This is a genomic window from Mucilaginibacter sp. P1_A3 (assembly GCF_056406855.1).
Genome location: NZ_JBFTZJ010000012.1, coordinates 73,758 through 95,941, shown reverse-complemented (window position 1 = coordinate 95,941; position 22,184 = coordinate 73,758). Strand labels below are relative to the sequence as shown.

24 protein-coding genes are annotated in these 22,184 nt (G+C 40.5%); 22 read left to right on the top strand and 2 right to left on the bottom strand.

Annotated elements, in window-relative coordinates:
* Window positions 1–7 precede the first annotated feature (7 nt).
* On the top strand, window positions 8–448 hold the full coding sequence (locus AC1D0K_RS24470) for a carboxymuconolactone decarboxylase family protein (RefSeq protein WP_477391379.1): 441 nt from the start codon (window positions 8–10) through the stop codon (window positions 446–448).
* Window positions 449–931: 483 nt separating this feature from the next.
* Here AC1D0K_RS24470 and AC1D0K_RS24465 read toward each other — a convergent pair whose 3' ends face one another.
* Both AC1D0K_RS24465 and AC1D0K_RS24460 read right to left on the bottom strand, forming a co-directional pair.
* Window positions 932–1,171 (bottom strand): hexameric tyrosine-coordinated heme protein, encoded by a 240-nt coding sequence (locus tag AC1D0K_RS24465; protein WP_477391378.1) that lies wholly within the window; start codon window positions 1,169–1,171, stop codon window positions 932–934.
* A gap of 356 nt (window positions 1,172–1,527) precedes the next feature.
* Window positions 1,528–2,403 carry an AraC family transcriptional regulator gene (locus tag AC1D0K_RS24460; RefSeq protein ID WP_477391377.1) on the bottom strand — a complete coding sequence of 292 codons (876 nt, stop codon included), beginning with the start codon at window positions 2,401–2,403 and terminating at the stop codon, window positions 1,528–1,530.
* A 641-nt stretch (window positions 2,404–3,044) separates the two neighbouring features.
* On the opposite strand from AC1D0K_RS24460, the gene AC1D0K_RS24455 reads away from it, so the two are divergent.
* From AC1D0K_RS24455 to AC1D0K_RS24355, 21 genes are all read left to right on the top strand, one after another.
* Window positions 3,045–5,003, top strand: a complete 1,959-nt coding sequence (locus tag AC1D0K_RS24455) for a sigma 54-interacting transcriptional regulator (RefSeq protein ID WP_477441471.1) — start codon at window positions 3,045–3,047, stop codon at window positions 5,001–5,003.
* A 245-nt stretch (window positions 5,004–5,248) separates the two neighbouring features.
* Complete coding sequence (locus AC1D0K_RS24450; RefSeq protein ID WP_477391375.1) at window positions 5,249–5,656, top strand: hypothetical protein; 408 nt, start codon at window positions 5,249–5,251, stop codon at window positions 5,654–5,656.
* Between the two features lie 9 nt (window positions 5,657–5,665).
* Window positions 5,666–6,025 (top strand): hypothetical protein, encoded by a 360-nt coding sequence (locus tag AC1D0K_RS24445; protein ID WP_477391374.1) that lies wholly within the window; start codon window positions 5,666–5,668, stop codon window positions 6,023–6,025.
* Complete coding sequence (locus AC1D0K_RS24440) at window positions 6,022–7,140, top strand: sensor histidine kinase (protein ID WP_477391373.1); 1,119 nt, start codon at window positions 6,022–6,024, stop codon at window positions 7,138–7,140. Before AC1D0K_RS24445 ends, AC1D0K_RS24440 begins: the two co-directional genes overlap by 4 nt.
* A gap of 432 nt (window positions 7,141–7,572) precedes the next feature.
* Complete coding sequence (locus AC1D0K_RS24435) at window positions 7,573–9,729, top strand: cbb3-type cytochrome c oxidase subunit I (protein ID WP_477463113.1); 2,157 nt, start codon at window positions 7,573–7,575, stop codon at window positions 9,727–9,729.
* Window positions 9,730–9,742: 13 nt separating this feature from the next.
* A complete protein-coding gene (locus tag AC1D0K_RS24430) occupies window positions 9,743–10,780 on the top strand; it encodes a cbb3-type cytochrome c oxidase subunit II (protein ID WP_477391371.1) in 1,038 nt (345 codons plus the stop codon).
* A 20-nt stretch (window positions 10,781–10,800) separates the two neighbouring features.
* Window positions 10,801–11,067, top strand: coding sequence for a hypothetical protein (locus AC1D0K_RS24425; RefSeq protein ID WP_295715194.1), 267 nt, complete (start codon window positions 10,801–10,803; stop codon window positions 11,065–11,067).
* Window positions 11,064–11,474 (top strand): cytochrome C, encoded by a 411-nt coding sequence (locus AC1D0K_RS24420; RefSeq protein ID WP_295715193.1) that lies wholly within the window; start codon window positions 11,064–11,066, stop codon window positions 11,472–11,474. Before AC1D0K_RS24425 ends, AC1D0K_RS24420 begins: the two co-directional genes overlap by 4 nt.
* A gap of 105 nt (window positions 11,475–11,579) precedes the next feature.
* Window positions 11,580–11,873 (top strand): cupin domain-containing protein, encoded by a 294-nt coding sequence (locus tag AC1D0K_RS24415; RefSeq protein WP_295715191.1) that lies wholly within the window; start codon window positions 11,580–11,582, stop codon window positions 11,871–11,873.
* 12 nt (window positions 11,874–11,885) lie between these two features.
* Window positions 11,886–12,347, top strand: a complete 462-nt coding sequence (locus tag AC1D0K_RS24410) for a hemerythrin domain-containing protein (RefSeq protein WP_477391370.1) — start codon at window positions 11,886–11,888, stop codon at window positions 12,345–12,347.
* 52 nt (window positions 12,348–12,399) lie between these two features.
* Entirely contained in the window at window positions 12,400–12,696 is a 297-nt protein-coding gene (locus AC1D0K_RS24405) for a cupin domain-containing protein (RefSeq protein ID WP_295715186.1), read from the top strand.
* Window positions 12,697–12,797: 101 nt separating this feature from the next.
* Complete coding sequence (locus AC1D0K_RS24400; RefSeq protein WP_477391369.1) at window positions 12,798–13,370, top strand: cupin domain-containing protein; 573 nt, start codon at window positions 12,798–12,800, stop codon at window positions 13,368–13,370.
* A gap of 135 nt (window positions 13,371–13,505) precedes the next feature.
* Window positions 13,506–14,378: a helix-turn-helix domain-containing protein gene (locus AC1D0K_RS24395; RefSeq protein WP_477391368.1), complete on the top strand. Its 873-nt coding sequence runs from the start codon at window positions 13,506–13,508 to the stop codon at window positions 14,376–14,378.
* 272 nt (window positions 14,379–14,650) lie between these two features.
* The gene (locus AC1D0K_RS24390; RefSeq protein WP_477391367.1) at window positions 14,651–15,370 is read left to right on the top strand and encodes a pirin family protein; all 720 of its coding nucleotides are present in this window, start codon (window positions 14,651–14,653) and stop codon (window positions 15,368–15,370) included.
* A complete protein-coding gene (locus tag AC1D0K_RS24385; RefSeq protein ID WP_477391366.1) occupies window positions 15,367–15,987 on the top strand; it encodes a TetR/AcrR family transcriptional regulator in 621 nt (206 codons plus the stop codon). Before AC1D0K_RS24390 ends, AC1D0K_RS24385 begins: the two co-directional genes overlap by 4 nt.
* Before the next feature lie 32 nt (window positions 15,988–16,019).
* Entirely contained in the window at window positions 16,020–17,369 is a 1,350-nt protein-coding gene (locus AC1D0K_RS24380) for a TolC family protein (RefSeq protein ID WP_477391365.1), read from the top strand.
* A 30-nt stretch (window positions 17,370–17,399) separates the two neighbouring features.
* Complete coding sequence (locus AC1D0K_RS24375) at window positions 17,400–18,449, top strand: HlyD family secretion protein (protein ID WP_477391364.1); 1,050 nt, start codon at window positions 17,400–17,402, stop codon at window positions 18,447–18,449.
* Window positions 18,446–20,074 carry an MFS transporter gene (locus AC1D0K_RS24370; RefSeq protein WP_477391363.1) on the top strand — a complete coding sequence of 543 codons (1,629 nt, stop codon included), beginning with the start codon at window positions 18,446–18,448 and terminating at the stop codon, window positions 20,072–20,074. The genes AC1D0K_RS24375 and AC1D0K_RS24370 overlap by 4 nt, the downstream gene beginning before the upstream one ends.
* Before the next feature lie 118 nt (window positions 20,075–20,192).
* The gene (locus AC1D0K_RS24365; protein WP_477391362.1) at window positions 20,193–20,744 is read left to right on the top strand and encodes a DUF1569 domain-containing protein; all 552 of its coding nucleotides are present in this window, start codon (window positions 20,193–20,195) and stop codon (window positions 20,742–20,744) included.
* A 219-nt stretch (window positions 20,745–20,963) separates the two neighbouring features.
* Window positions 20,964–21,419, top strand: a complete 456-nt coding sequence (locus AC1D0K_RS24360; RefSeq protein ID WP_477391361.1) for a hypothetical protein — start codon at window positions 20,964–20,966, stop codon at window positions 21,417–21,419.
* Window positions 21,420–21,513: 94 nt separating this feature from the next.
* Window positions 21,514–21,969: a cupin domain-containing protein gene (locus tag AC1D0K_RS24355; protein WP_295715166.1), complete on the top strand. Its 456-nt coding sequence runs from the start codon at window positions 21,514–21,516 to the stop codon at window positions 21,967–21,969.
* The last annotated feature ends 215 nt before the right edge of the window (window positions 21,970–22,184 follow it).

Sequence of the window (22,184 nt, the reverse complement as noted above, 5' to 3'; positions counted from 1 at the left end):
ATAAATTATGAAACCCAGATTTAAATTAGCGCAGGTAATGCCTCAAGTTTACAAACCTTTAATAGAACTTGATAAGCTTCTTGCCGAAACAGAGCTTACCAAAATTCAAAAGGAAATGATTAAGATACGCACATCGCAGATCAATGGATGCGCCTATTGCCTTAATGTGCATTCAAAAGATGCACTTAAATATGGTGAAAGGCAGGAACGTATTTTTGTGATGAGTGCCTGGCGCGAAGCACGGAATTGGTTTAACGAGCAGGACCAGGTTATTCTTGAACTGACGGAGCAGGTTACATTGATAGCTAATCACGGCGTGACCGATGAGCTCTTTGAAAAAGCTGTTGAAATTTTTGGAGAAAAAACAACTGCGAACATTATCCTTTCCATTACCATGATGAACGCATGGAACAGGCTGGGGGTATCTTTTGGAAATCAACCAGAATAATTATTTTTTAATTTGGTTACCCCTGCTATTATGCGATTTGAAATGGTCAAAAATAGCCGGTAATAATAGCGGGGTAAATGGTATCAGAAACCATGGCCACGGACATCGGCCTTAAAGAAAAATCCCCTGGGCACATTTGTATCTCCATTTATTTCTGGCAGTTGAGTTTAACTAACCTGTTACGTGCGCCGGCCGTTTTTATAGGAGCTTCTTACTATCTGTGCATAATAATGGAAAAGTCATCGGTGACTTTTCCATTTGAAGTACTTGCTTGATCATGCCCATGCTGATCAATTCAAGATTGCGAGGAACTAATAACTGCACTTCACATTCTTTCGTAATATCTTGTTTAGCATCTATGATAATAACATCGATGTTAAAGTTAAACAGGGCGAGTTAGCAGGCAATATTAACCCCTAAGTCGAGGAAACAACTATGATTACCTGAACTTTTATGCAATGCCTTTGAATCAGAAAGCCATTATCATTTCCAGTAGTTGTTTGCAGCTGCAATAGTTGCAAACTCAATAGCTACTGTCTGGCCGATAGCTATAAGCATCGCTGCATCTTCCGCATAAACCGGGCGTAGTTTTTCCCGTATTGCCGCGTCAGGTTGTGTGACTTTAATAATGAGTCTGGATAATTTGATGGCCAGCTGCCTGCCTTCTTCGGGCGTTGCGGTGATCAGGGAATTGCCGGGGATAAGTTCTACTAATGTTGACATTGTTTTTGGTTTTGAGTTAATTGTTTTGTTGATTATAATTATGACCAAAAAATCATTCTTAATGATTGATTTTTTGTTAGATAAGCGGTAATCCAGCTAAGCGATGTCTTTACTTAGTTTGTATAATTGATATCAGGGGTACCAAAAGCCATAACAATGCCGCTCTCATGCACTTTACCTGTTCGGACATGTCCACCATTGCATTTTGACGCCCTGCAATAGCTATTTAGCCCTTTTCAAAATATTTGAATGCAGATAAATTATCCTCTTATTCATTCCCGCAAGCCCTCCGCCGATGATCGCAACATTTTAACTCCTTATTGGTTGGTGTTTTACTCATTTTGCAGAATTAATGATCAAATAGGCTGGGGGATTGGGCTGTTTTTCTTAAAATCAGAAAAATTAATTCCTGTTGTATTTTTAAAAAACTTGCTGAAATGCGCCATGTCGGCAAAACCCAGATTATATGCTATAGCTTTCATGCAATTATTTGGTTGAGTTGCCTGAAGCTTGGCTTCGGCGGCAATTCGTTGCCTGATGTGATGTCCTGCCGAATAGCCGGTTAGCTTTTTCACAAGTTGGTTCAGGTAATTGGGAGTTACAAATAATTGATCAGCATAATCAGAGACCATCTTCTGTGTCCTGAAGTTTTTGTTAACAATCGAACTGAAGTTTTGAAATATCTCTTCATTTCGGGAATACCTTGCAGTAATTTGCGGCTGAGCCTGCCCCGATAAATAAATAAGGAATATGGTGAAATAGCGCCTGAGAATTTCAGGCCTGTAAAGGTTGTATTTATTGAATTCTTTCATAACGATATCCATAATATCCTGAAACTCATCTATAGTATCATTATTGAATTCCATGTAATGAGTTTGGTGAAAAAGCTGATGAATTCTTGTGTTGATATGGTCATGGTCGTTAAAATCGAAGAATCCGGATGTAAATGATATAATGTAACCCTTGAGACGTTTAGGAAGCTTCAGGTTGGCCAATTCACCTGGCCCGATGAACAATAAATGGTCATTGCCGATTATCTGTTCGTTGAAACCCTGATGATAATTGCCAAAACCATCTACAATCCATATTATGGTGTAGCGGTTATTTGAGCGATACCTGTCTATGTTATATCCAAGTTCCTCGTTAACCCAGTGCAGGTTCTGCATATCAAAGGGAAGATCACTTCTTTTGTTTTCAACATACAAAGGCGAAAATGTTTCTAACTGTTCCATGGTTTTGATTTTAGGGGTTTCAAGGCGGTAAACGATGTTCTATTTCTATGCCAGTTATATTTTAGTTTATAATTGGTTGATTATTAGTATAGTTGTAAAGTTAAGACCTTTTTTTAAATACGAAATATCGAAAACGGCAAATTGAATTACGATATTTCGTATCTCCATTTGATGAACATATACAGCGGGGCTGGACCCGAAACGACAGAGAGCTTATGGAAAGCTAATCGGCAGAGTTTAAGCAAGGTGTAAATAGTACATTAGAATCTATAACGGGTACATTTTAATATCACATAATATCATTCATTTTTAACGCAGCGTAATTTTAGTTACAAGACTACCTGTGTTGCGGAGAATGCTAAATATTCAGTTAAATGGATTTAAACTTTTTCGATATAACCACTTGAAGAACTGCTCATCGCGATGGCAACCTCACGTTGCTCCTGAGGAAAGTTTTTACGTTTATGATGAAAAGAACGTATTTTTATTTAATAAGCTTATGAAAAGGCAATAGCGGCTTAGAAGTATCATTGTAGAGTTGTATCATGTTTTGCATTTGGCTGCGGATTTAGTGAGATAGGTTGTCGCAATGATAGATTAAATACCGTGCAGAAGGATTAAATAGTATTAGGTAATTCACTATGGAAAAAAAGATACTAATAGTTGAGGACGAATCATTAGTCGCCTTTGATCTGAAGCTGATACTAACCAGGGCCGGATATCAAATTTGCGGAATCGCTGATTCTGTCAAAGAAGCCTTGGAAATTATTAATGAGGAGAAGCCGGAATTGGTTTTACTGGATATATTTCTGAAAGGCCCACTAACAGGGATAGACCTTGCACGCGATCTGACCGCCCAGAACATTGCGTTTGTTTACCTGTCAGCAAATTTCCAGGAAAGTATATTGGATATGGCAAAGAGTACGCAGCCGTATGGATTTTTGGTGAAACCCTTTAGAGAAAACGAACTACTGATTGCAATAGAGGTTGCCTTTTACCGCCACCGGAATAGTATGGAATCGAGGTTCCGACGCGAGTTTGCCCTTGAAGAGAAATTTAAAGCTATTGAGCAGGAGCAAATTGATTGGCGACAAAAATTGCGCAAAATATCAAGCAGCTTGCAACCATATCTACCATTTGATTATTTGAGTATAATCCTGAATGTAGATACCGTATCATCATTTGAAGGTATATCATTTTACAGAACAGGTTTCGATGAATATCAAATGTTGGGAGCTAAGGATTTTCTCACCGCTGCCAGATTGTCGGCACAGGATCTTGAGAACATGGTAAAAAAGACGCCGCTAAGTACTAAAACAAAATTCTATAATAATACCGAGTTCAGGGAAATAGGTGAACGATACCCAATTAAAAAGGCGATAGCAAATACGTTTCAAATGAATTCCTTTTTAAACTATCCGCTGTTAATGGCTGATAGTGAAGTGCTGACGTTTTCGTTTTACAGTCGAAAAAGCAATTGCTATACAAATGATCACCTGGCATTGCTCAGCCGCCTTCAACAAACGCTTACAAACATTGTCGAATCTATATTGAAACTCGAAAATAGCGGACAAGACAGGCCTATATCGTTACCGGTGACGGTTAATAATCAAACTGCGGCAACAATATCTGTTTTTGATGGCATTATAGGGAACAGTCATCAAATTTTAACTGTTCAGGATCTTGTATCGGTAGTTGCCCCGCTGGATACCTCGGTTTTGATATTAGGAGAGAGCGGAACAGGAAAAGAACGAATAGCTAAAAGCATACATAACTTATCACCCCGGCGCACCAAACCTTTGATTATTGTTAATTGCGCCTCTCTTCCGGCAACGCTGATTGAGTCTGAGTTGTTTGGCCACGAGAAGGGGGCCTTCACAGGTGCAAACGAAAAAAGAATTGGAAAATTTGAGCTTGCCGATAAAGGAACTGTTTTTTTGGATGAGATTGGAGAAATGCATCCGGAGTTGCAGGTAAAGCTGTTGCGTGTATTACAGGAACAGGAAATTGAGCGGATAGGAGGTAAGGCTCCGATAAAAATCAATGTTCGCATTATAGCTGCAACGAACCGGGTGCTTGAAAAAGAGGTTGAAGAGGGGCGTTTTAGACTCGATCTTTATTACCGGTTATATGTTTTTCCCATAACCATTCCGCCATTAAGAGAACGTATTGAAGATTTGCCTCTTTTGGTGAAACACTTTATTCATCGGTTTTCACTTAAAAGCTCCAGAAGTGTAACGGATGTATCTCCAGAAGTGATGGATCAACTTCGTAACTACCACTGGCCGGGAAATGTGCGGGAGCTGGAACATCTTATTGAAAGAACGGTGCTGCTCACCAACGAAACGGTGATCAGGCAGGTGTTTTTACCAAAGCCCTACAATGGCAATGGCAATAAACCGGTTGTTAAAATGTTTGAAGACACGGAAAAGCTGAAAACAATAGATGAAATTAGCAGGGAGCACATTTTGACGGTATTAAAAAAGTGCGAAGGAAGGATTGGCGGAAAAGGCGGTGCTGCAGAAATTTTGGATATTCAACCTACTACTTTGCATTCAAGAATAAAAAAATTGGGAATAAAAAAAGAAGATTTATTTTGATATACACCAGTGACGGCTAATTTGCTTAACTCAATAAGTATTATTCAACATTCAAATTAACTCATAAGCGCCGCCCCACTAAGGGGCGGGTTTTTTTGCAACAATTTCTTCATTGCGGCGAAATATGTAAAATATACTATTATATGCATAATTGATACATTGATAAAAAAACAATTCAAACGGAACTTTACAACAGTTTATGATAAGTGACAAATCATTAGTTGGATAATTAAATCGTTCCTGAAATGAAAAAGAATACTTGTCTTTTAATCGCTTTTATAGCTGGCATTATCACATTTTCCTTTGGAAGTTTATCCATTAAGTTGGTACAGGATCAAACCGGACTGGCGCTGGGTGGTAGTGTGACCTTATTTATATTGCAATTGTTGCTGACAGTAAAATATTCTGCAGGCACGTTTGCCCTATTACCATCGGAAGCCGGTCTAAAGCAAATCGCACTTGGTTTCCTGACTGCGGACATTACCATTGGATTATGGATCGTAGTGCGTAACGGTACGGAAGTATTTCCGCTATATCTTCTGATCATGCAGGTTTCCTTACTTGCTCTTAATCGTAAAACCGAAAATGTAATAAACAGAGAAAACGTATTGCCGATTCCGGATGCAGTTCAGATTGTTTTGGAAGGTGTTTAACAGATCGGTATGAAAAACGATGATAAAATAATTGATATCATAATTTCACTGCACGAACGCGGATTCGATCACGATTTTATCGTGGAACAAAAATATATCCGTTGCTTGCAATGCAATGTGCTGATAGCAGCCGAAGATTTTGAAATCGTAGAAACATTCTATTGCGAAAGTAAAAAGACAAATGGAAATGGCAGCCTCGTATATGCCATAATCCTGACTAATTACGATATCAAAGGTATTTTGATGAGCACATATCAGTCATATATCAACGGAATGTTTATCCCGTTGTGGCCAAAGTTTAATAATACTTTAAGGATAAATGTAAATACAGGTGGATTGTCTAAAAGCGAAAAAAGAATTTTAGTATGAGTAAGGAGATCAGATACAAGGCCAATAAACAGCATATTTTAAACGACTATATGCTTGGCGGCAATTATATAGGTAACTGGAAGATAGCACTCAGCTCCGGTAAAATATCTATCTGCCCGCGTATGCGTAAAATACTGGAGTTGCAAAGAGGAGACTATGAAGGCCTGGAAGATCTTTTGACCCAGGTAAAGTCGCCACATGCAGGAAAGCTTATCCATGAATTTAAACTGGCTTGTTTTAATGGTACACGTTTCGAAAAACAGATACATATAGTTACTCAGTTTGGGAACGAAAAATGGATACAACTCTCGGGAATCCTTTATTCCCGAAGATGGGGAGCACCGGAACAGATGGTTGGCACTATCGAGGATGTTACTCAAAAAGTTAAAGAAGACTGCCTGAGCATGGCAATAGTAAACCATGAGTTGCGATCTCCATTGACACTTATTAAACTAAACACCCAATTCCTGATAAACGAGCTGTCGCATTGTGTTAATAAGCGGCCGGTAAGGCTTTTAAATATGGTTGATGATCATGTTGATGGAATGACAAAGCTTATTGATGAATACCTTACAACCTCAACTGATGATGAGCGGGAACCCCGGTTCAATTTAACTGTTTTTGATTTGGATAACCTGGTGAATACAGTTATCAATGAAGTAAAGCTTCTTTATCCTGGTCACCGGTTTCGTAAAGTCCCGGCAGAAGTGACAATCCTTGTAAGGGCAGATAAATACAAGATCATTCGGGTGTTAATCAACTACCTGACCAATGCAGCCAAATTTTCTCCTGCCTGTTCTAAGATTATTATCAGCGTCACCAAAACACCGTCCGAAATAACGGTATCTGTACAAGATGAAGGGCCGGGAATTGATGAGGAAAAGGGGCAGCTTGTTTTTCAAAAATTTTATCAGTGCGATAGCCAATCTACCAGGCAAAAAAACAGTAAAGGACTTGGTCTTTACATAGTAAAAAACATAATTCAAAAGCATGGAGGGGCAGTATGGGCAGAAAATGGCCCTGTTGCAGGAGCTGTATTTTATTTCAGTTTGCCTGTATTTCAGGAAATTACACTTAATTGCCCCCTTCAGGAGGCGGTGAAACTTACGGCCTGAACAGTCATCCAAAAGCAAGAAGATAATAAAAGATAAAAATATCTTTTATTATCGATTCTGATGTTTACTTTTGCTTATAAGCAACGGGAATATTAAAAAAAGATGTGAGTATACAGTTCGGGTAGTTTTATTTATCGCCCGGCAAACTGCAGAAATATAAGATAGAAATCGCCTCGAAGCAGACACTGGCAATAGTCTTTAACGGGTGGATTTCTCCGGACTTTGATTTTGACGAATGGCTGCCAATTGCATGTCATGCTACAAAATATAACCAATGGATAGTTCAATGAAGATTTGAACCCAGGTACTCTGAAATTAATTGATTTTTTGAGGTAGCAGATTTATATCTGCAACCACTTTAGCTTTTGATGTCCGAAAATAAGTGTTTAAAATAATTCATCCTAAAAATAAAAGGTATTAATGTATTTTATTATGAAAATTAGATTTTATTTATTTTTTATTTTGGTTACGGCCCTGCTGGCTTGTAGCCCCTTTAATACTGTATATGCCGTTGTGCCGGTTGAGATCAATCCGCAGGTAAATGTGATAGCCTGTCTTATAGTGGCGTTCACAGTTTTTTTGATACTGCTGATGGTATTATGGATTACCCGCCTTGCAAAAGAGTTAAATGAAGACGCTTCAAGTAAGGAAATTACGGTGGAAAAATGGCGATTTCGGCAGATTAACGGCTTAGACTCCAGGCAGTTGGAGCTGTTGATCAGACGGAGGAACTCTAAAAAAAGAAAGGGTAAGCCAAATATTGAACGGCCCGGACTTAAAGCTACCGTCATTGCGATATTGTTTTGCATGTTATCCATAGCCGCCAGGGCGCAAACCGCAGAGGGTGGCGGAGAGCATGTTTTAACAAGCCCGGGCATGATCATTATGCTTGCGCTGATTTGTATCCCGTTATTGGCTGTGATGTTTTTTGTTGGAGTAAGGCTTCAGCATTTGGCTAATAAAACCCGGTATAGCCGCATCAAAAAAGAAACTCATGACCTGGCGGAAACGGTTGATAGCGACGATGCTGTTTTTGAAGAACTGGTAAAGAGAAAGCAAGCGCTTGATTACAAATTGACGAACAAAGAGCTTTCTGGTAACGTTGATCCGGAAGATGAGAGGGGTATGCTGCTTAATGTAGGTGAAATTAATTCTCCGCGTTTCTTTGCTGCCAAACGCAAAGCGGCGGCCAGGCACCAAGCCGATCCAAAATTGGTTAAGCTTATTATGTGGTATTTAGGTACCGCGGCGCTATGGCTGGTTGTAGGTACCTCTATTGGGGAGTATATAGGAATAAAGTTCGTAGCGCCCGATGCAGATCATGTAAGCTGGTTAAGTTTTGGGCGCTTAAGGCCGGTGCATACTAATATGGTTTTCTGGGGCTGGTCCTCTCTGGCGATGATCGGTCTGGGTTATTATGTAGTTTCTACAGTAAGTAATACCGCAATACGCAGCATCAAAAGGGGGTATCAATCGCTGGTGCTTATTAACTCAGCAGTAGTTGCCGGCAGCTTATCGCTAATGGCGGGTATTAATAATGGTGGCGGCGAGTACAGGGAATACACATGGCCGGTAATGGGGCTGTTTGCCGCCGGCATTGTGATATCGCTTGTAAATTATTTGCAAACCGTTGCAGATCGTAAAACAAAAGAGATCTACATCTCTAATTGGTATATCATTTCGGCCATGATGTTTATCACGGTGATTGCTGTAGTTGGCTATATTCCCTTATATCAAAATGGTCTTGGCGAAACTATTATACAAGGCTATTATATGCACCAGGCAGTAGGGATGTGGTTTATGCTTTTTAACCTGGGGTTAGTGTATTATTTTTTGCCACAGCAGCTAAATACTCCCATATACTCTTACAGCTTGGGTATCCTGGCCTTTTGGGCGCAAATTTTATTTTATACACTGATAGGTACACATCATTTTTTATTCAGTTCGATACCATGGTGGCTGCAAACAGTGGCTATTGTGGGTAGCATGGGCATGTTGATCCCGGTTTTTGCCGGCACTACCAATTTCTTAATGACCTTTAAGGGCAATTACCATAAAATAGGCCGAAGCTATACACTGCCGTTTTACATTGTGGGCGTCCTGTTTTATTTTACAGGATCAACACAGGGAACAGCTGAAGCTTTCAGGAGCACCAACCTCGTTTGGCACTTTACCGATTTTACGGTAGCCCACTCGCACCTTACCATGTACGGCATTATCGCATTTATGCTTTGGGCATGTATTTATACGCTGGTACCGCGCCTTACCGGTAAAGAACCCAAACAGGGCCTTGTAGGTGCGCATTTTTGGATGGCCTTAATTGGCGTGTTATTTTATACTATCCCATTGATGATTGGCGGTACTTTAAAAGGTATAGCCTGGACCCAGGGTAAGCCTTTTATTGATGGCGTAGTGCTAATGGCACCTTACTGGTTATGGCGTGCAATTGGCGGCTCGCTGATGTGGGCATCGCACCTGGTATTTGCCTGGAACATGTATGTAATGTTTGCCGGCAACCGTACCGAATCTGAAATGAAGAACCAGATTTTTGATCAATTGAGTCACACACCCATAAACGCAGAAATTTAATTAGCACCGCCCCATGGAGATTTACAATAACCATCGAAAACTTTTTACCGTTGCCCTGTGCTTTTTTGTGCTGCTCACGTTTTTTGTAGCCATTGTGCCCGCAACATCAAACCAAAATAACAATGCACCCTTACCGGGCAGCATCCCGCTAACCAAACTGGAAACCCAGGGTAAGAACGTTTTTATTGCCGAGGGATGCGTTGCATGCCATACCCAGCAGGTGCGTAACCTGGATATGGATAAAGTTTGGGGCACTCGGCCAGGAATTTCGGCCGATTATGCAAACAATAGCCGCACGGATGTATGGCGTAATACCGCCACATTGATGGGGTCTGAACGTACCGGCCCCGATTTAACCAATATTGGTCTTCGTCAGCCCAGTTCCGATTGGCATCTGCTGCATTTATTTAATCCGCGTTCAGTTGTAGCGGCCTCAATTATGCCCTCGTATGAGTGGCTTTTTACCGTTCGGGATTATCCATGGCCAGGTGAAGTTGTTGTTAACGTACCCGATGATTTCAGGAAAGGGATTACCGGTCGGATAGTAGCCTCGGATAAAGCCCTGGCGCTGGTGGCCTATTTAAAATCATTAAAACAGGTTAAACTGCCCGATGGTAAACCGGTGCCAATATTCCTTTACGGAAAAACTGCGGAAATTTCAGGTTCAACCCCAGGTAAACCAGGTACAGGCAAACCCGGGCTTGATGGTGCCGCGCTGTATGCAACCAATTGCCAGGCTTGCCACCAGGAAAACGGCGAAGGCTTACGCGGCGCTTTCCCACCATTAAAAGATAGTAAAGTGGTACTTGACCCAAGTGCAGAGGTACAGGTAACTATTATTATGAAAGGTTACAACGGCAGGGCAAGTGAGGGTTACGGCGTTATGCCGCCAGTGGGTACTAACAACAACCTCAAACCCGAAGAGGTTGCCGCTATTGTAAACCACGAGCGAAGCAGTTGGGGTAATAACTCCAAAATGGTAACTGCCGATGAGGTGAAGAAGATCATTGCGTCGTTTGGTAAAGGGGAAGCCACAACGGCTAAAAAATAGGATCATTAAACAGAAGCAAAATGAAAAAAATCACAATACTGCTACTCATAATATCAATTAAAATAAATGCATTAGCCTGTGATGCTTGTGATAAGCAGCAGCCCAAATTACTAAGGGGTATTACACATGGCAGCGGACCGGATAGCGACTGGGATTACCTGATAGTAGGCATTATGGTTGTTATAACCTTGTATGTTTTGATAGCATCTATCAAATGTTTAGCCCGCCCTGCGGAGAAGAATAAAGAGCACATCAAACGAATGATATTAAATGACGCCAACCAATGAGAGATCAAAGTTTTATAACCTTATTTATTGATGATGACCCAAGGCCGCTGGGCGAGTTTCCGGCCCCTGTTGCATTTGATCTGGATACCAAAAAATTAACAGATGGTAACCATGTGCTTAAAGTAGTAAGCAAAGATCATTTGGGTAAAGAAGGGGTTAAGTTTATTCCATTTGTAGTACGTAACGGCCCAGCTATTGCCATTGAGGGTTTAAGAAAAGATGAAGTTGTGGAGGGTGTGTTACCTCTTATGATAAACGCATACGGCAAAGGCGATCAAAAAAGCTTTATGCTGCAAGGCAGCGAAACGCCTCATAGTATTCCATGGTGGCTGGTGGTGGGCATCATCCTTTTTGTAGCGTGGACGGGTTATTTCATCATCACATCACTCTCCGTTAAACTTCATTAAAGGAACTTTTTTACTGGGATGATTCAGAGCGAGCAGGCAAGTAGGAGACGAAGCAGATAAAGTGATTGTTTAGCTGCAGATATATAAGTTTTAAAAATTAAAACAATGAAACAGATTGAAGCAAATGAAAATTTTCAGGTGGTTAAAATTGAACTGACTGCCGGGACACATATGAAAAGGCATATAGCAACTTCCGATGCCTGCCTGATTGTAGGGGAGGGCAGCGCTTTGCTTATTTACGCAGGCGAAACTTACGAATTGAACAAGGGACAAACATTTTTGATTCCTTCGGGAGAAGAACATATGTTAAAGATCATCGCGGATTTTAAAGCGTGGATCGTTTTGGGAAAAGGCGCGCAGATCAGATACGCAGAACCAGAATCCATTGTCGTTAATTAATCGAGATCAGAAATGCCTATCAAAAGAAACGCGCATATCATGCCACTCTCCCGTGATCATCATTCAGGTCTTTTATTTGGATGGAAAATCAAGGAAGGGGTTAAAAAGGAGATCGCATTTTCTCGCATCAATGAGTATATCGGATTTTTTTGGACAACGCACCTGCGGAGCCATTTCCAAGACGAAGAACATCTGTTATTTTGCCTGCTTGATAATGAACTGACTCAGAAGGCTAAGCATGAACATCAAGAGCTTGAGGCCTGGTTCGTCAAGGCTGAAAATAACGAACTGAGCAGTAATGATGAATACTTAACGTTTGTTGAACTACTCATCAGCCATATCAGGTTTGAAGAGCGGGAACTTTTTCCTTGCCTCGAAAGCGAGTTATCGCCGGAAACGCTTGCCCATGTTGGTGAAGCGCTGACGAAATCACACCAACAGCCTTACACAGAGCTTTATAAAGATGAGTTTTAGGTTGACAAGGAAAATCAGAAGCATCTATAATTAAATTTTAAATAATATATATATGATAATTAAAAAAGTGCGGGAGCAAATTGAACTTACACAGGGGCCAGTAGCTAAACTTATAAAACATACAGATCATTATAAGGTGATAGTCATCGGCTTAAAAAAAGGGATGGTTTGGAAAGAACATAAAACCGGGGTGCCAGCTACCCTGATCGTAAGCGAAGGTCATATTCTTTACTCCGAACTGGAGCGTACTGTTGATCTTAAAAAGGATGATGATTTTGAAATACCTGTAAATGTGCTGCATGGGTTGCTGGCCAAAGAAGATAGCATTTGTTTTTTAATACAGGGCTGAGCAACAGACTGTTTAATGATAATTAATTGATTGGATTCACAAGGCATCTTTTTTTCTACTTTCTAACCTAATCGCATACACACAAATAATTTTTTATAAAGGTGGCCTATCAAAATCAAATAATTTATAATCCGGTAACGGGACAAAGCATCAAGTTCATTCAAACAAGTTGGGATACTTCAGGCCAATTGCTCGAGATGGAATCAACTTATAGCGCGCTGTCAAAAGAACCCCCTATGCATTATCATCCTGATAGTGCGGAAGATTTCAGAATAATTTCTGGCAGGATAAAGGTGCGGATGGATAACAAAATAAGTGTTTACAAGGCAGGCGAAAGTTTTCACATATCACCAAACCGCATTCATAGCATTTGGAACGATGGGGAGAGCAAGGCTGCTGTAAATTGGAAAGTTACAAGGCCTATGAATACAGAATTTTTACTGGAAACTATGTTTGCATTGGTTAATGATGGCAAAGTTAATGAACAGGGCACGCCCAGGTTTTTACAGATGGTACTTACGGCTGGCAAATTCAATAATGTTCTACGGCTGGCGCGGCCGCCATTTGCGCTGCAACGAATAGTTTTTGTGCTGTTAAAGCCCTTTGCATATGCTTTAGGTTACAGGCCTTATTACAAAAGGTATCTTTCGTTGAAAAAAGGGCAGCAGCTATAAAAACGGCATCTCCTCGTTTGTGGCGATGTACCAATTATCGGTTACCGGCAAATTTCGACGGGATATGTCATCATAAGTTTAAAATGGATCGGGTTATGATATACTCTAATTAAATCCCAGTAAATTTAATTATCCATGGACGAGATCAGTACATATTCTATTTCAAGGTTGCAAAAGGCTTTTGAGCTTGCGACTAGAAAAACCGATTATTTTTATGTAGGGCAGGGCAAAGATCCGCTATATAATGATGAGCCGTTCCGTACAGAAACTTATACCATACTGCTGCTAAAAAAGGGATGTATGCATCTTCAGGCGGATCTTACCCATTTTACAATAAATGCACCCGCAGTATTAACTATCGGCCCTAACGTTACGCGTAGCTTTCAGCAATGCGAAGGGGAGACCGAAATATTGATCTTTTTTTTTACGGACTCCTTTCTGTTGGAAACAAGGGCTAATATATTTTACCTTAATAAGTACCGTTTTTTTGAAAATAATGACCGTCATTTTCTAGTTCTCAATGAACATGAAATGGGAAGGCTGAGCGCTATTTTCGATTTGATAGCCGCCACCTATAACAAAGATCATCCGAACGAGTTGGTATTAATGCGTAGTTATTCATACCTGCTTATTCACGAGGTAGATGCCATGCACAAAAACAGGACGGTCGTTGTAAGTAAAACGGATGATCAGAGCTCGATTTTTATCAGATTCCGCAACCTACTGACCAAAGAGTTCTGGCGACACAGGTCGGTGAGTTTTTACGCTGATAATTTAAACGTTACTCCAAAATATCTTTCAGAATTAATTAAAAAACAAACCGGTAAAACTGCTGGAGAGTGGATAGATCGCGCCATTATTCTTGAAGCTAAAGTATTGCTTCAGAACAAAGAACTCGGTATTTCCCAGGTGAGTGACCAGCTAAATTTTTCCGACCAGTCCGTTTTTGGGAAGTTTTTCAAAACCCATGAAGGGATCTCTCCCTTGGAGTATCGGAAACGATTGTAAATAAGTTATTTATTTCTTTTTTTCTTCGTCTCAAGCAGTAGCGGGTTAAGTCATCGCCCTCGCTGATTATATCTATTTAAACAAATGCGAAAGATTTCTTTAACGTTCAAATGATTGCAATCTGTTAAATAAGCGGTTACACATTGAAGGAACAGTAAAAACGACTAAAAGTACAGCCATGCCGCCCTTTTTAGGGCATTGATTGTGCCGACATTTGTTTTGTACAATAAAGGAAAGGATTTAGTTGATCCGAAACCGCAAAACCAATGTTTATGAAACAGATTGCAGAAACGGACAGGAAATTTATCGATATGATAGACCTGAAAGTTCATCATTCTATTTTTCCGGTAAAATTTCCTCCCACAGATACCGCATGGGGCAATATTTTCAGGTTTGATGACAAAATTATTTTACCCGGAAGGCAGGATATACAAAACTTTACGGGCAGCCCCATATTAATGGTGATCATATTAATCAATGGGGCAGCTGCTTACTACGATTCAACAGGCTATCGGAAAGTCCTGAAGGAGAACGACACGCTTTTAGCCAGCTATGGCAACGATGGGGTTCAAACTATCATCTTTAATTTCAACGAGAACGAGGAAAATGAATTCCTGGAGATTTGGCTGACCACAGACTCTACCGAAAGAAGAAGACAGTTTTTTCCGGCCAGGGTAAGCGAAGAAGATGAAGCAAAACTTTCATTTTCAATACCAGCCCTAAACGATGACAGCATTGATTTGAACACTGACAGCTGGTTGTGGAGGGGGCGATTTGTAGGGGATACCGACCATGTTATTGACCATACTTCATTAAATGATAACCTCATCCTGTTTGTTTTAAGCGGCTCTATGACCGTCAATAACAGGCCAATGACCTACCGGGATGGAATGAGCTTGTCGTTAAAGGAGAAAATTACCATCCACTTTGAAAAAGAGACAGATCTGCTGATTATTCAGTTACCAGACAATTTAAATGATAGTTTAAAATGAATACATTAATAACTAAAAAAAGTGGTGCCAGGGAACTGCTGCTCCATGTGGCCGAAAAACTCTTTGCTGAATATGGATTCGACAGAACGTCCATCCGTATGATAGCCGGAGCGGCAGGTTTGAATTTGTCGTTGATCAGCTACTATTTTGGTTCAAAACATGAACTGCTGATAGAGATCTTCCGCATCAGGTTGCAGCAATTAAATACAGCCTTACAAGCCATCCCTAAATTGGCCGGCTCAGTACCGGATAGGCTTTTGGGATTCATTGATGTTTACGCAGCAACAACCAGCAATAATAAATTCTACACTTTATTGAATCGTGAATTTGATTTTTCGGACGTGTCACCGGTAAAAGATCTGATCAGGAATTACTGGGATAATGTTTTAACTACAGTAAAAACGCTTGTAAATGATGGCGTAAAAGAAGGCTATTTTAGTAGTAGCGATACACACCTGGCCTATTTTGGTATTCTTGGCCTGTTCACAATCCTGGTTTGCGAGTCGCCATTGAACGAGATCATTAATACTCATTTTGATCCGGGCGGGCAGATGTTCACCGTTGAAAAAATTAAGGCCTACTTATATAATACCCTGCAAAACAATCAAGTGGAATAATCTACAGATCCTAATTCTTAAATATAAATTTCATGAAAATCATACTATTTAGGCATGCTACAAGCAGGCTTACCGGAATCATTTTTTGCCTTGTTTTTGTATGCCAGCTGCCTGTTTTGGCCCAGCAAAATCCGGTATACCCGCTTTCATTGCAACAAGCGGTAAGTCTCGCCAAAATTCAAAACAAGCAGGTACAGGCTGCAAAAAGCGAAGAGAGTGCCAGCGATGCTGACTTTAAAGATGCTAAAGCCGCAGCACTGCCCACCATACTGGCCAGCGGCGATTACCAGCGCTTTACCAGTTTAACACTTTACAGTCACGGATTAAGCGATGTGCGCTCGGTACCTAAAAGACCAACTTCAAATGGTGCTGATTTGGGTGTATCGGCCAATTTTAACCTGTATGCAGGCGGAAGGCAAAAAGCCTTTGAAACCGAGCAAAGCGGCAAAAAAGACCTGGCAGCGGTTAGCACTCAGGAGCAGGCAGGCAGCGTTAGCCTGCAATCGGCCGCTCAATACCTGGATTTGATCAGGTTAAATGATCAGAAAAGGTTTATCGATGAGCAAATCATCCGTGCAGAAACAAGGTTGAAAAATATTAACGCGCTATATCGCAACCAAAAAGTTACCCGCAGCGATGTTTTGCGGGCCGAACTTAACCTGTCGGCAGTAAATCTAAATCTCGACCAGGTTCAAAACGACATTGCCATCAGCAATCAGAAATTGAACGTGCTGCTTAACCTGCCAGATTCAACCCGTATTATTACAACCGACTCAGCCGCTATGCCAAGGCCTGTTGTGGATACCCTGCTTGGTTTAGTTACCGCAACGGCCGTAAATGCCTACGCTATCCGTAAAAGCAGTGAAAGCATCAGGATCCAGGAGGCCAGGATCAGGGGTGTAAAAAGTAACTTTTTCCCAACAGCGTCATTGTACTCAGCCTACGGTTTCAGCTATCCCAATACCATATTTTATCCGCCGGTTGATCAGGGCTATTCCATTGGTTTTATAGGTTTTAAAATTCAATATAACATTTCGTCCATTTACCAAAACAAGCATAAAGCATCGGCCAGCCGCATCAGGCTGCAGGAGCTTGAGTTTGTAAAACAAAACATCAGCGATAACATAAAACAGGAAGCAGGCAGCTTGCTCATTAAATATCGCGAAGCTTTAAACCGGATAGTAGTTACCCAAAAATCAATTGAACAGGCAAGGGTGAACTATAAAATTGTAAGTGCTAAATATTTTAACCAACTGGCCTTATTGACCGATTTGCTGGACGCTGACAATTTATACCAGGAAACAAGGTACAACCTGGTGCAGGCAGAAACCAGTGCCCAGTTTATTTACTACAGGTTATTATTCACTTCAGGGAAATTATAAACAGATCATAAAAATACGAAATCTCAATATATGGAAACTCCAAATACTAAAAAAGCTCATCCCGGTAATATTATATTATCCATTGTAGCTATTATCGTGGTCATAGGTGCCATGATATACTTTGCCAATTACTTTTTAACGGGAAGTAAATACCTGGAAACAAACGATGCCCAGGTAGAATCATATATTAACCCGGTATCGGCCCGCGCGGGCGGTTACATTAAACAAGTTAAGTTTGATGAGCATCAGGTAGTAAAACAGGGAGATACACTGGTTGTTATCGACGATCGCGAATACCGAGAGCATGTTACCGAAGCCGAAGCCGCTGTTGATGATGCAAATGCGCAGTTAGTTGTACTCTCTGCCAGTATAACTTCTGCAGAAACTGGTACACTGGTTAATAAAGACCAGATAGATGGTGCAAAAGCCCGCCTGGTTCAACAACATGCCGATATCATGCGCTATAAAAACCTCATCAAGGAAGAGGCTATCACAGGATCAGACCTTGAAGTAGTACAATCACATTATGATGTTTCATTGAGCGATTACAACGCCACCCAAAATAGCCTTAAAACCAGCTACGCTAAAATTGCCGAACTGAGGTCACGTAAGGCTTTGTTAATAGCGGATTTAAAAAGAAAAAAAGCGCTGCTTCATCTGTCACATATTAACCTGGAATATACCGTTATTAGAGCGCCATATGCCGGTAAAATGGGACGTAAAACCATTCAAGAAGGTCAACAGATTCAGGCTGGTCAGCCTTTGGTATCTATAGTTGATGAAAAAGAAAAATGGATCACCGCTAATTTTAAAGAAACCCAGGTATATGGCATGTACGTTGGCCAGCCGGTTGATATCAGGGTTGATGCCATTGACGATAAAGTTTACCATGGGCAAATAGAAGCCATATCTGCATCAACAGGGGCCAAATTCTCATTGCTGCCTCCTGATAATGCTACCGGCAATTTTGTTAAAATAGTACAACGTGTGCCGGTTAAAATAAAATTTACCAGCACCGATATTGAGCCGGTAAAAGCCGGGATGAATGTATTGGTATCAGTAAAAAAGAAAGCAATATGACCGCGCCTGAATATATTAAGCCCTGGTTGTTGAGATGGAATTGGGGTGTAAGGATCACTTTATTTCTTATTCTGTTGTCTTCAATTATGGAATTTGCGTCAATCGCGCTAAGTCAGAATTATGTGCTTTCATACTTAGGTGCCCAACCGGAGGATACTATCTGGGGCGTACAGTTGACTTATGCGGCTATTATAACTGTACTGCCTATACAGTTCAGATTCCTGAGGTACTTCCAAACAAGAAATTACTTGTTATTTATCACATTTATTTCTATCCTGTTAAATGTTGCATTTATAGTTAATACTAATATCACGGTATTCTTTTTTATTCGTTTCTTTCAGGGGTGTGTAGTCGCTTGTTTATCAGGAAGTATGTTGGTGATTATACCAAGTTTTTTGAGGCCGGAGCATGGCCGCGCAATAGGCTCAACTGTATTTTACGGTACGGTATTAAGCAGCAGTGTACTCTTGGGCCTCATCGCTTCGGCAGTTACACTCAACTCCGATTTTACAAACCTCTATTATTACCTCATTATTTTCCAGGTTCTTGTTATACTGGTGGTGTTATTTGGTTTCAATGTTCAGTCAAAAATTCGTAAGTACCCTTTATACCAGATTGATTGGGTAGGTACTGTCTTCTTTATTATGGGATCGGTTGGCCTGGCTTACACCATTGTATATGGTTCAAAGTACTACTGGTTCACAGATATCCGCATTCAGCAATCAACAATGATTACTGTTGCCGATGCGGTATTATACCTCTGCAGACAATACCTGGTTAAAAGGCCACTTATCGATTTAAAGGTATTCAAATACAAAAAATTCTGGATGGGCCTGATATTGCTGGCACTTTACTATGGCTCAAAAGAAAGCATTAATATTATTTATGGTTATACCGTATCTGTTTTACAATGGAGTTCGACACAGGAGATGATCCTGGGGCTCTGCAATGTTGCCGGTTTAATTACTTTCATGATCATCACTGCACAGATTCTTATACGAAAAAAAGATGCCACCATATACTTCCTGATTGCCGGGTTCACGATGTCATTAGTATACCATCTGTGGATGTATTTGATCTTTACTCCTGATCTGGCATTTACCGATCTGATATTGCCGATGTTTTTTCAGGGTGCCGCCTCTGGGATACTTTTCGTTCCCATTATGATATTTACCCTTACCGCTGTACCGGCCACAACTGGTTATACCGCGTTAATAATAGCAGCCTTTACCCGCTTCACTTCGTTATTGAACGCCAGCGCCGGGTTTTATAATCTTCAGCTTTACTTCAACCAACTTTTCAAAGAAAGCTTTCTGTTTCACCTTACGGTTGTTGATGATCAGGTGAATGAACGATTAAAAAGTCTTAAACAATTGTTTGCAAGCAAGGGGTTTTCTGCAGACCAGGCCGCCGCCGCCGCGAACGCCTCATTGGGGAAGACACTCGGAATGCAAAGCCAGCTGCTTACCAACCGGGCCATATTTTTGTTTATAGCCACTATTATAGCGGTTATACTGGTGCTTGCGCTAATAACCCTGGCAGTTAATACGGTAAGAACAATTCTTAGTGCCAAAAAAAATGTTGTTGCCGGGGAAAACATTCAGTTAACTAATGTGGCTACCTGATAAGTTGTCATAACATTCCCTGTTTACTATAAAACAATGGGAATGCGTGGCCATTTCTAAACATTGATTTTTGCTTTTATCAAATCCGTAATAAATAATACTGCTAAACGATTGAAAAATGAAAAAAAAGAGGTCAATTATCAACAAGCAATTCTGGAGTTCCTTTATAGCGTTGTCAGGATACTTTTTCGAGTCGATTACAGTAAAGCGTGTGAATGGCGCTGATTTTTTCACGAAAATTAAATATCGGGCTCTTAAGGCCCGAATAGAAAAACTAAAGGAGGGGACACCAGGGCAATGGGGCACTATGCGGGTAGAACAAATGCTGCATCATGTTAATCTGTCCATGGGCAGTGGGCAAGGCTTTTATGATTTACCTGATGAAAGTTATTTTTTTTCCAGGACCATTATCAAATGGATAGTGATCAATTTATATAATGCACAACCAAAAGGCCTCCGGTTACCTTTATGCATGGCAATTTCGCCCGAATCAGGGTTTGATTTTGAAGATGAAAAGAAACAACTCCTTAAAATACTTGATGCCGCCAGCAATGCTACCCTGCAGAGCCAGTGGAATCCGCATTGCTATTTTGGAACACTAACGGTAAATCAGTGGGGTAAACTCTGCTCCATGCATCTGGATTATCACTTAAGGCAGTTTTCGGCGTAACGGAGCGCATTTTGTGTTATTTGCTAAACCTGCAGCGCAAGTTCTTATAGTGAATGTTGTGATCAGATGTGTTGGGTTTTATTGCCCCACGCAGATTTGTGCGCACTTTTTTGATGAATGGCAAAAAAGTTTCCGTTTTATCCTTTCTATGTCAATATGAAAATGATTAATCAACGAAAGCTTACTGCATAAATATCTTTGTAATCAAATTATAACGGTATGGAAAATACTTACCAGCGAGCTCAGCTTTACCTCCGATTGGCCTTAGGCATCGGGTTTGTTTTACCGGTGGCCGACCGCCTGGGCTGGCTCGGCCCTGCTGGCCGAAACTTTGTGGATTGGGGAAACTGGGAAAACTTTGTGACTTATACCAATAGCCTTATGCCTTTTTTTAACCGTTCAATGGCAGGCATTTTGGGTTTTGTAGCTACAATAGGCGAAGCCGGTATTGGGTTGTTATTTCTGATCGGATTTAGGATTAAAGAAGCGGCTATGTGTGGTTTTTTGCTTTTGCTTTCCTTTGCTCTTTGTATGGCCATGTTCTTAGGAATAAAATCGCCTTTTAACTATTCCGTTTTTACAGATAGCGCTGCATGTTTGTTGCTGGCACTGCTCCCAACACACCGCTGGAGCATTGATTACCATATAGAGAAAATGACGGAATTCTCAATGTGATTTGTTCAATGCTTCACAAATACTTATCAGCGCAGCTACAAAAGTGAAAAAAGTTGATATGGTCAATATGCAAACAATTAAAATCAATACAATTATGAAACAATTTAAAATTGATGGCAGGCGGTGCATGCTTGCAATAATTATGCTGTTCACTGGCGTTTCTGCGTATTCGCAGACCCAACAAACAGTTGGCGATAGCACAAAGTACATGGCCACTGCCCATAATGTTATATTGACACAGCTGCTTAAAGAAAAAGGGTTTACCAATAAATCGGTGGAAATGATGGTTGTTGATTTTCCGCCAAGAAGTAAATCGCCCGCTCACCGGCATCCTTGTCCTACATTCGGCTATTTAATTTCAGGCGAAATAGTCTCTGTTTTTGAAGGAAAAACCTACCATTACAAAGCAGGTGATTCATTTTATGAAACGCCCAACGGCCTTCATAGTGATGCCAGAAATGACAGTTTTACCCAACCGGCAAAATTACTTGTGGTATATGTTAAAGACAGTGATAAACCAACGGTGATTCCGGCAGTACATAAAATGTGATAAGTAGAACAAAAAGAATATTTCTTGGGTTTGATATGGGTTTTTGAGCTATTGTATTAACACCCATATGTTTGACAGGTAGTTACGATATTTCGTAGCTATTTTTTTTGATATGATATTTCGTAACTTATTTCGGTAGGTTAATTTTTAACTCTTTGATATTTAATATTTTATACTGGTGGCATGGATTTAGTTGAAAAGTATTATAACTGCAT

What these genes read in the sequence shown, in the direction of transcription:
- AC1D0K_RS24390 (WP_477391367.1), top strand. Translation starts at nt 14,651, where the DNA reads ATGAAACAGATTGCAGAAACGGACAGGAAATTTATCGATATGATAGAC.
- AC1D0K_RS24405 (WP_295715186.1), top strand. Translation starts at nt 12,400, where the DNA reads ATGATAATTAAAAAAGTGCGGGAGCAAATTGAACTTACACAGGGGCCA.
- AC1D0K_RS24435 (WP_477463113.1), top strand. Translation starts at nt 7,573, where the DNA reads ATGAAAATTAGATTTTATTTATTTTTTATTTTGGTTACGGCCCTGCTG.
- AC1D0K_RS24355 (WP_295715166.1), top strand. Translation starts at nt 21,514, where the DNA reads ATGAAACAATTTAAAATTGATGGCAGGCGGTGCATGCTTGCAATAATT.
- AC1D0K_RS24410 (WP_477391370.1), top strand. Translation starts at nt 11,886, where the DNA reads ATGCCTATCAAAAGAAACGCGCATATCATGCCACTCTCCCGTGATCAT.
- AC1D0K_RS24455 (WP_477441471.1), top strand. Translation starts at nt 3,045, where the DNA reads ATGGAAAAAAAGATACTAATAGTTGAGGACGAATCATTAGTCGCCTTT.
- AC1D0K_RS24440 (WP_477391373.1), top strand. Translation starts at nt 6,022, where the DNA reads ATGAGTAAGGAGATCAGATACAAGGCCAATAAACAGCATATTTTAAAC.
- AC1D0K_RS24460 (WP_477391377.1), bottom strand. Translation starts at nt 2,403, where the DNA reads ATGGAACAGTTAGAAACATTTTCGCCTTTGTATGTTGAAAACAAAAGA.
- AC1D0K_RS24415 (WP_295715191.1), top strand. Translation starts at nt 11,580, where the DNA reads ATGAAACAGATTGAAGCAAATGAAAATTTTCAGGTGGTTAAAATTGAA.
- AC1D0K_RS24360 (WP_477391361.1), top strand. Translation starts at nt 20,964, where the DNA reads ATGGAAAATACTTACCAGCGAGCTCAGCTTTACCTCCGATTGGCCTTA.
- AC1D0K_RS24465 (WP_477391378.1), bottom strand. Translation starts at nt 1,171, where the DNA reads ATGTCAACATTAGTAGAACTTATCCCCGGCAATTCCCTGATCACCGCA.
- AC1D0K_RS24425 (WP_295715194.1), top strand. Translation starts at nt 10,801, where the DNA reads ATGAAAAAAATCACAATACTGCTACTCATAATATCAATTAAAATAAAT.
- AC1D0K_RS24420 (WP_295715193.1), top strand. Translation starts at nt 11,064, where the DNA reads ATGAGAGATCAAAGTTTTATAACCTTATTTATTGATGATGACCCAAGG.
- AC1D0K_RS24450 (WP_477391375.1), top strand. Translation starts at nt 5,249, where the DNA reads ATGAAAAAGAATACTTGTCTTTTAATCGCTTTTATAGCTGGCATTATC.
- AC1D0K_RS24365 (WP_477391362.1), top strand. Translation starts at nt 20,193, where the DNA reads ATGAAAAAAAAGAGGTCAATTATCAACAAGCAATTCTGGAGTTCCTTT.
- AC1D0K_RS24370 (WP_477391363.1), top strand. Translation starts at nt 18,446, where the DNA reads ATGACCGCGCCTGAATATATTAAGCCCTGGTTGTTGAGATGGAATTGG.
- AC1D0K_RS24445 (WP_477391374.1), top strand. Translation starts at nt 5,666, where the DNA reads ATGAAAAACGATGATAAAATAATTGATATCATAATTTCACTGCACGAA.
- AC1D0K_RS24430 (WP_477391371.1), top strand. Translation starts at nt 9,743, where the DNA reads ATGGAGATTTACAATAACCATCGAAAACTTTTTACCGTTGCCCTGTGC.
- AC1D0K_RS24385 (WP_477391366.1), top strand. Translation starts at nt 15,367, where the DNA reads ATGAATACATTAATAACTAAAAAAAGTGGTGCCAGGGAACTGCTGCTC.
- AC1D0K_RS24380 (WP_477391365.1), top strand. Translation starts at nt 16,020, where the DNA reads ATGAAAATCATACTATTTAGGCATGCTACAAGCAGGCTTACCGGAATC.
- AC1D0K_RS24470 (WP_477391379.1), top strand. Translation starts at nt 8, where the DNA reads ATGAAACCCAGATTTAAATTAGCGCAGGTAATGCCTCAAGTTTACAAA.
- AC1D0K_RS24395 (WP_477391368.1), top strand. Translation starts at nt 13,506, where the DNA reads ATGGACGAGATCAGTACATATTCTATTTCAAGGTTGCAAAAGGCTTTT.
- AC1D0K_RS24375 (WP_477391364.1), top strand. Translation starts at nt 17,400, where the DNA reads ATGGAAACTCCAAATACTAAAAAAGCTCATCCCGGTAATATTATATTA.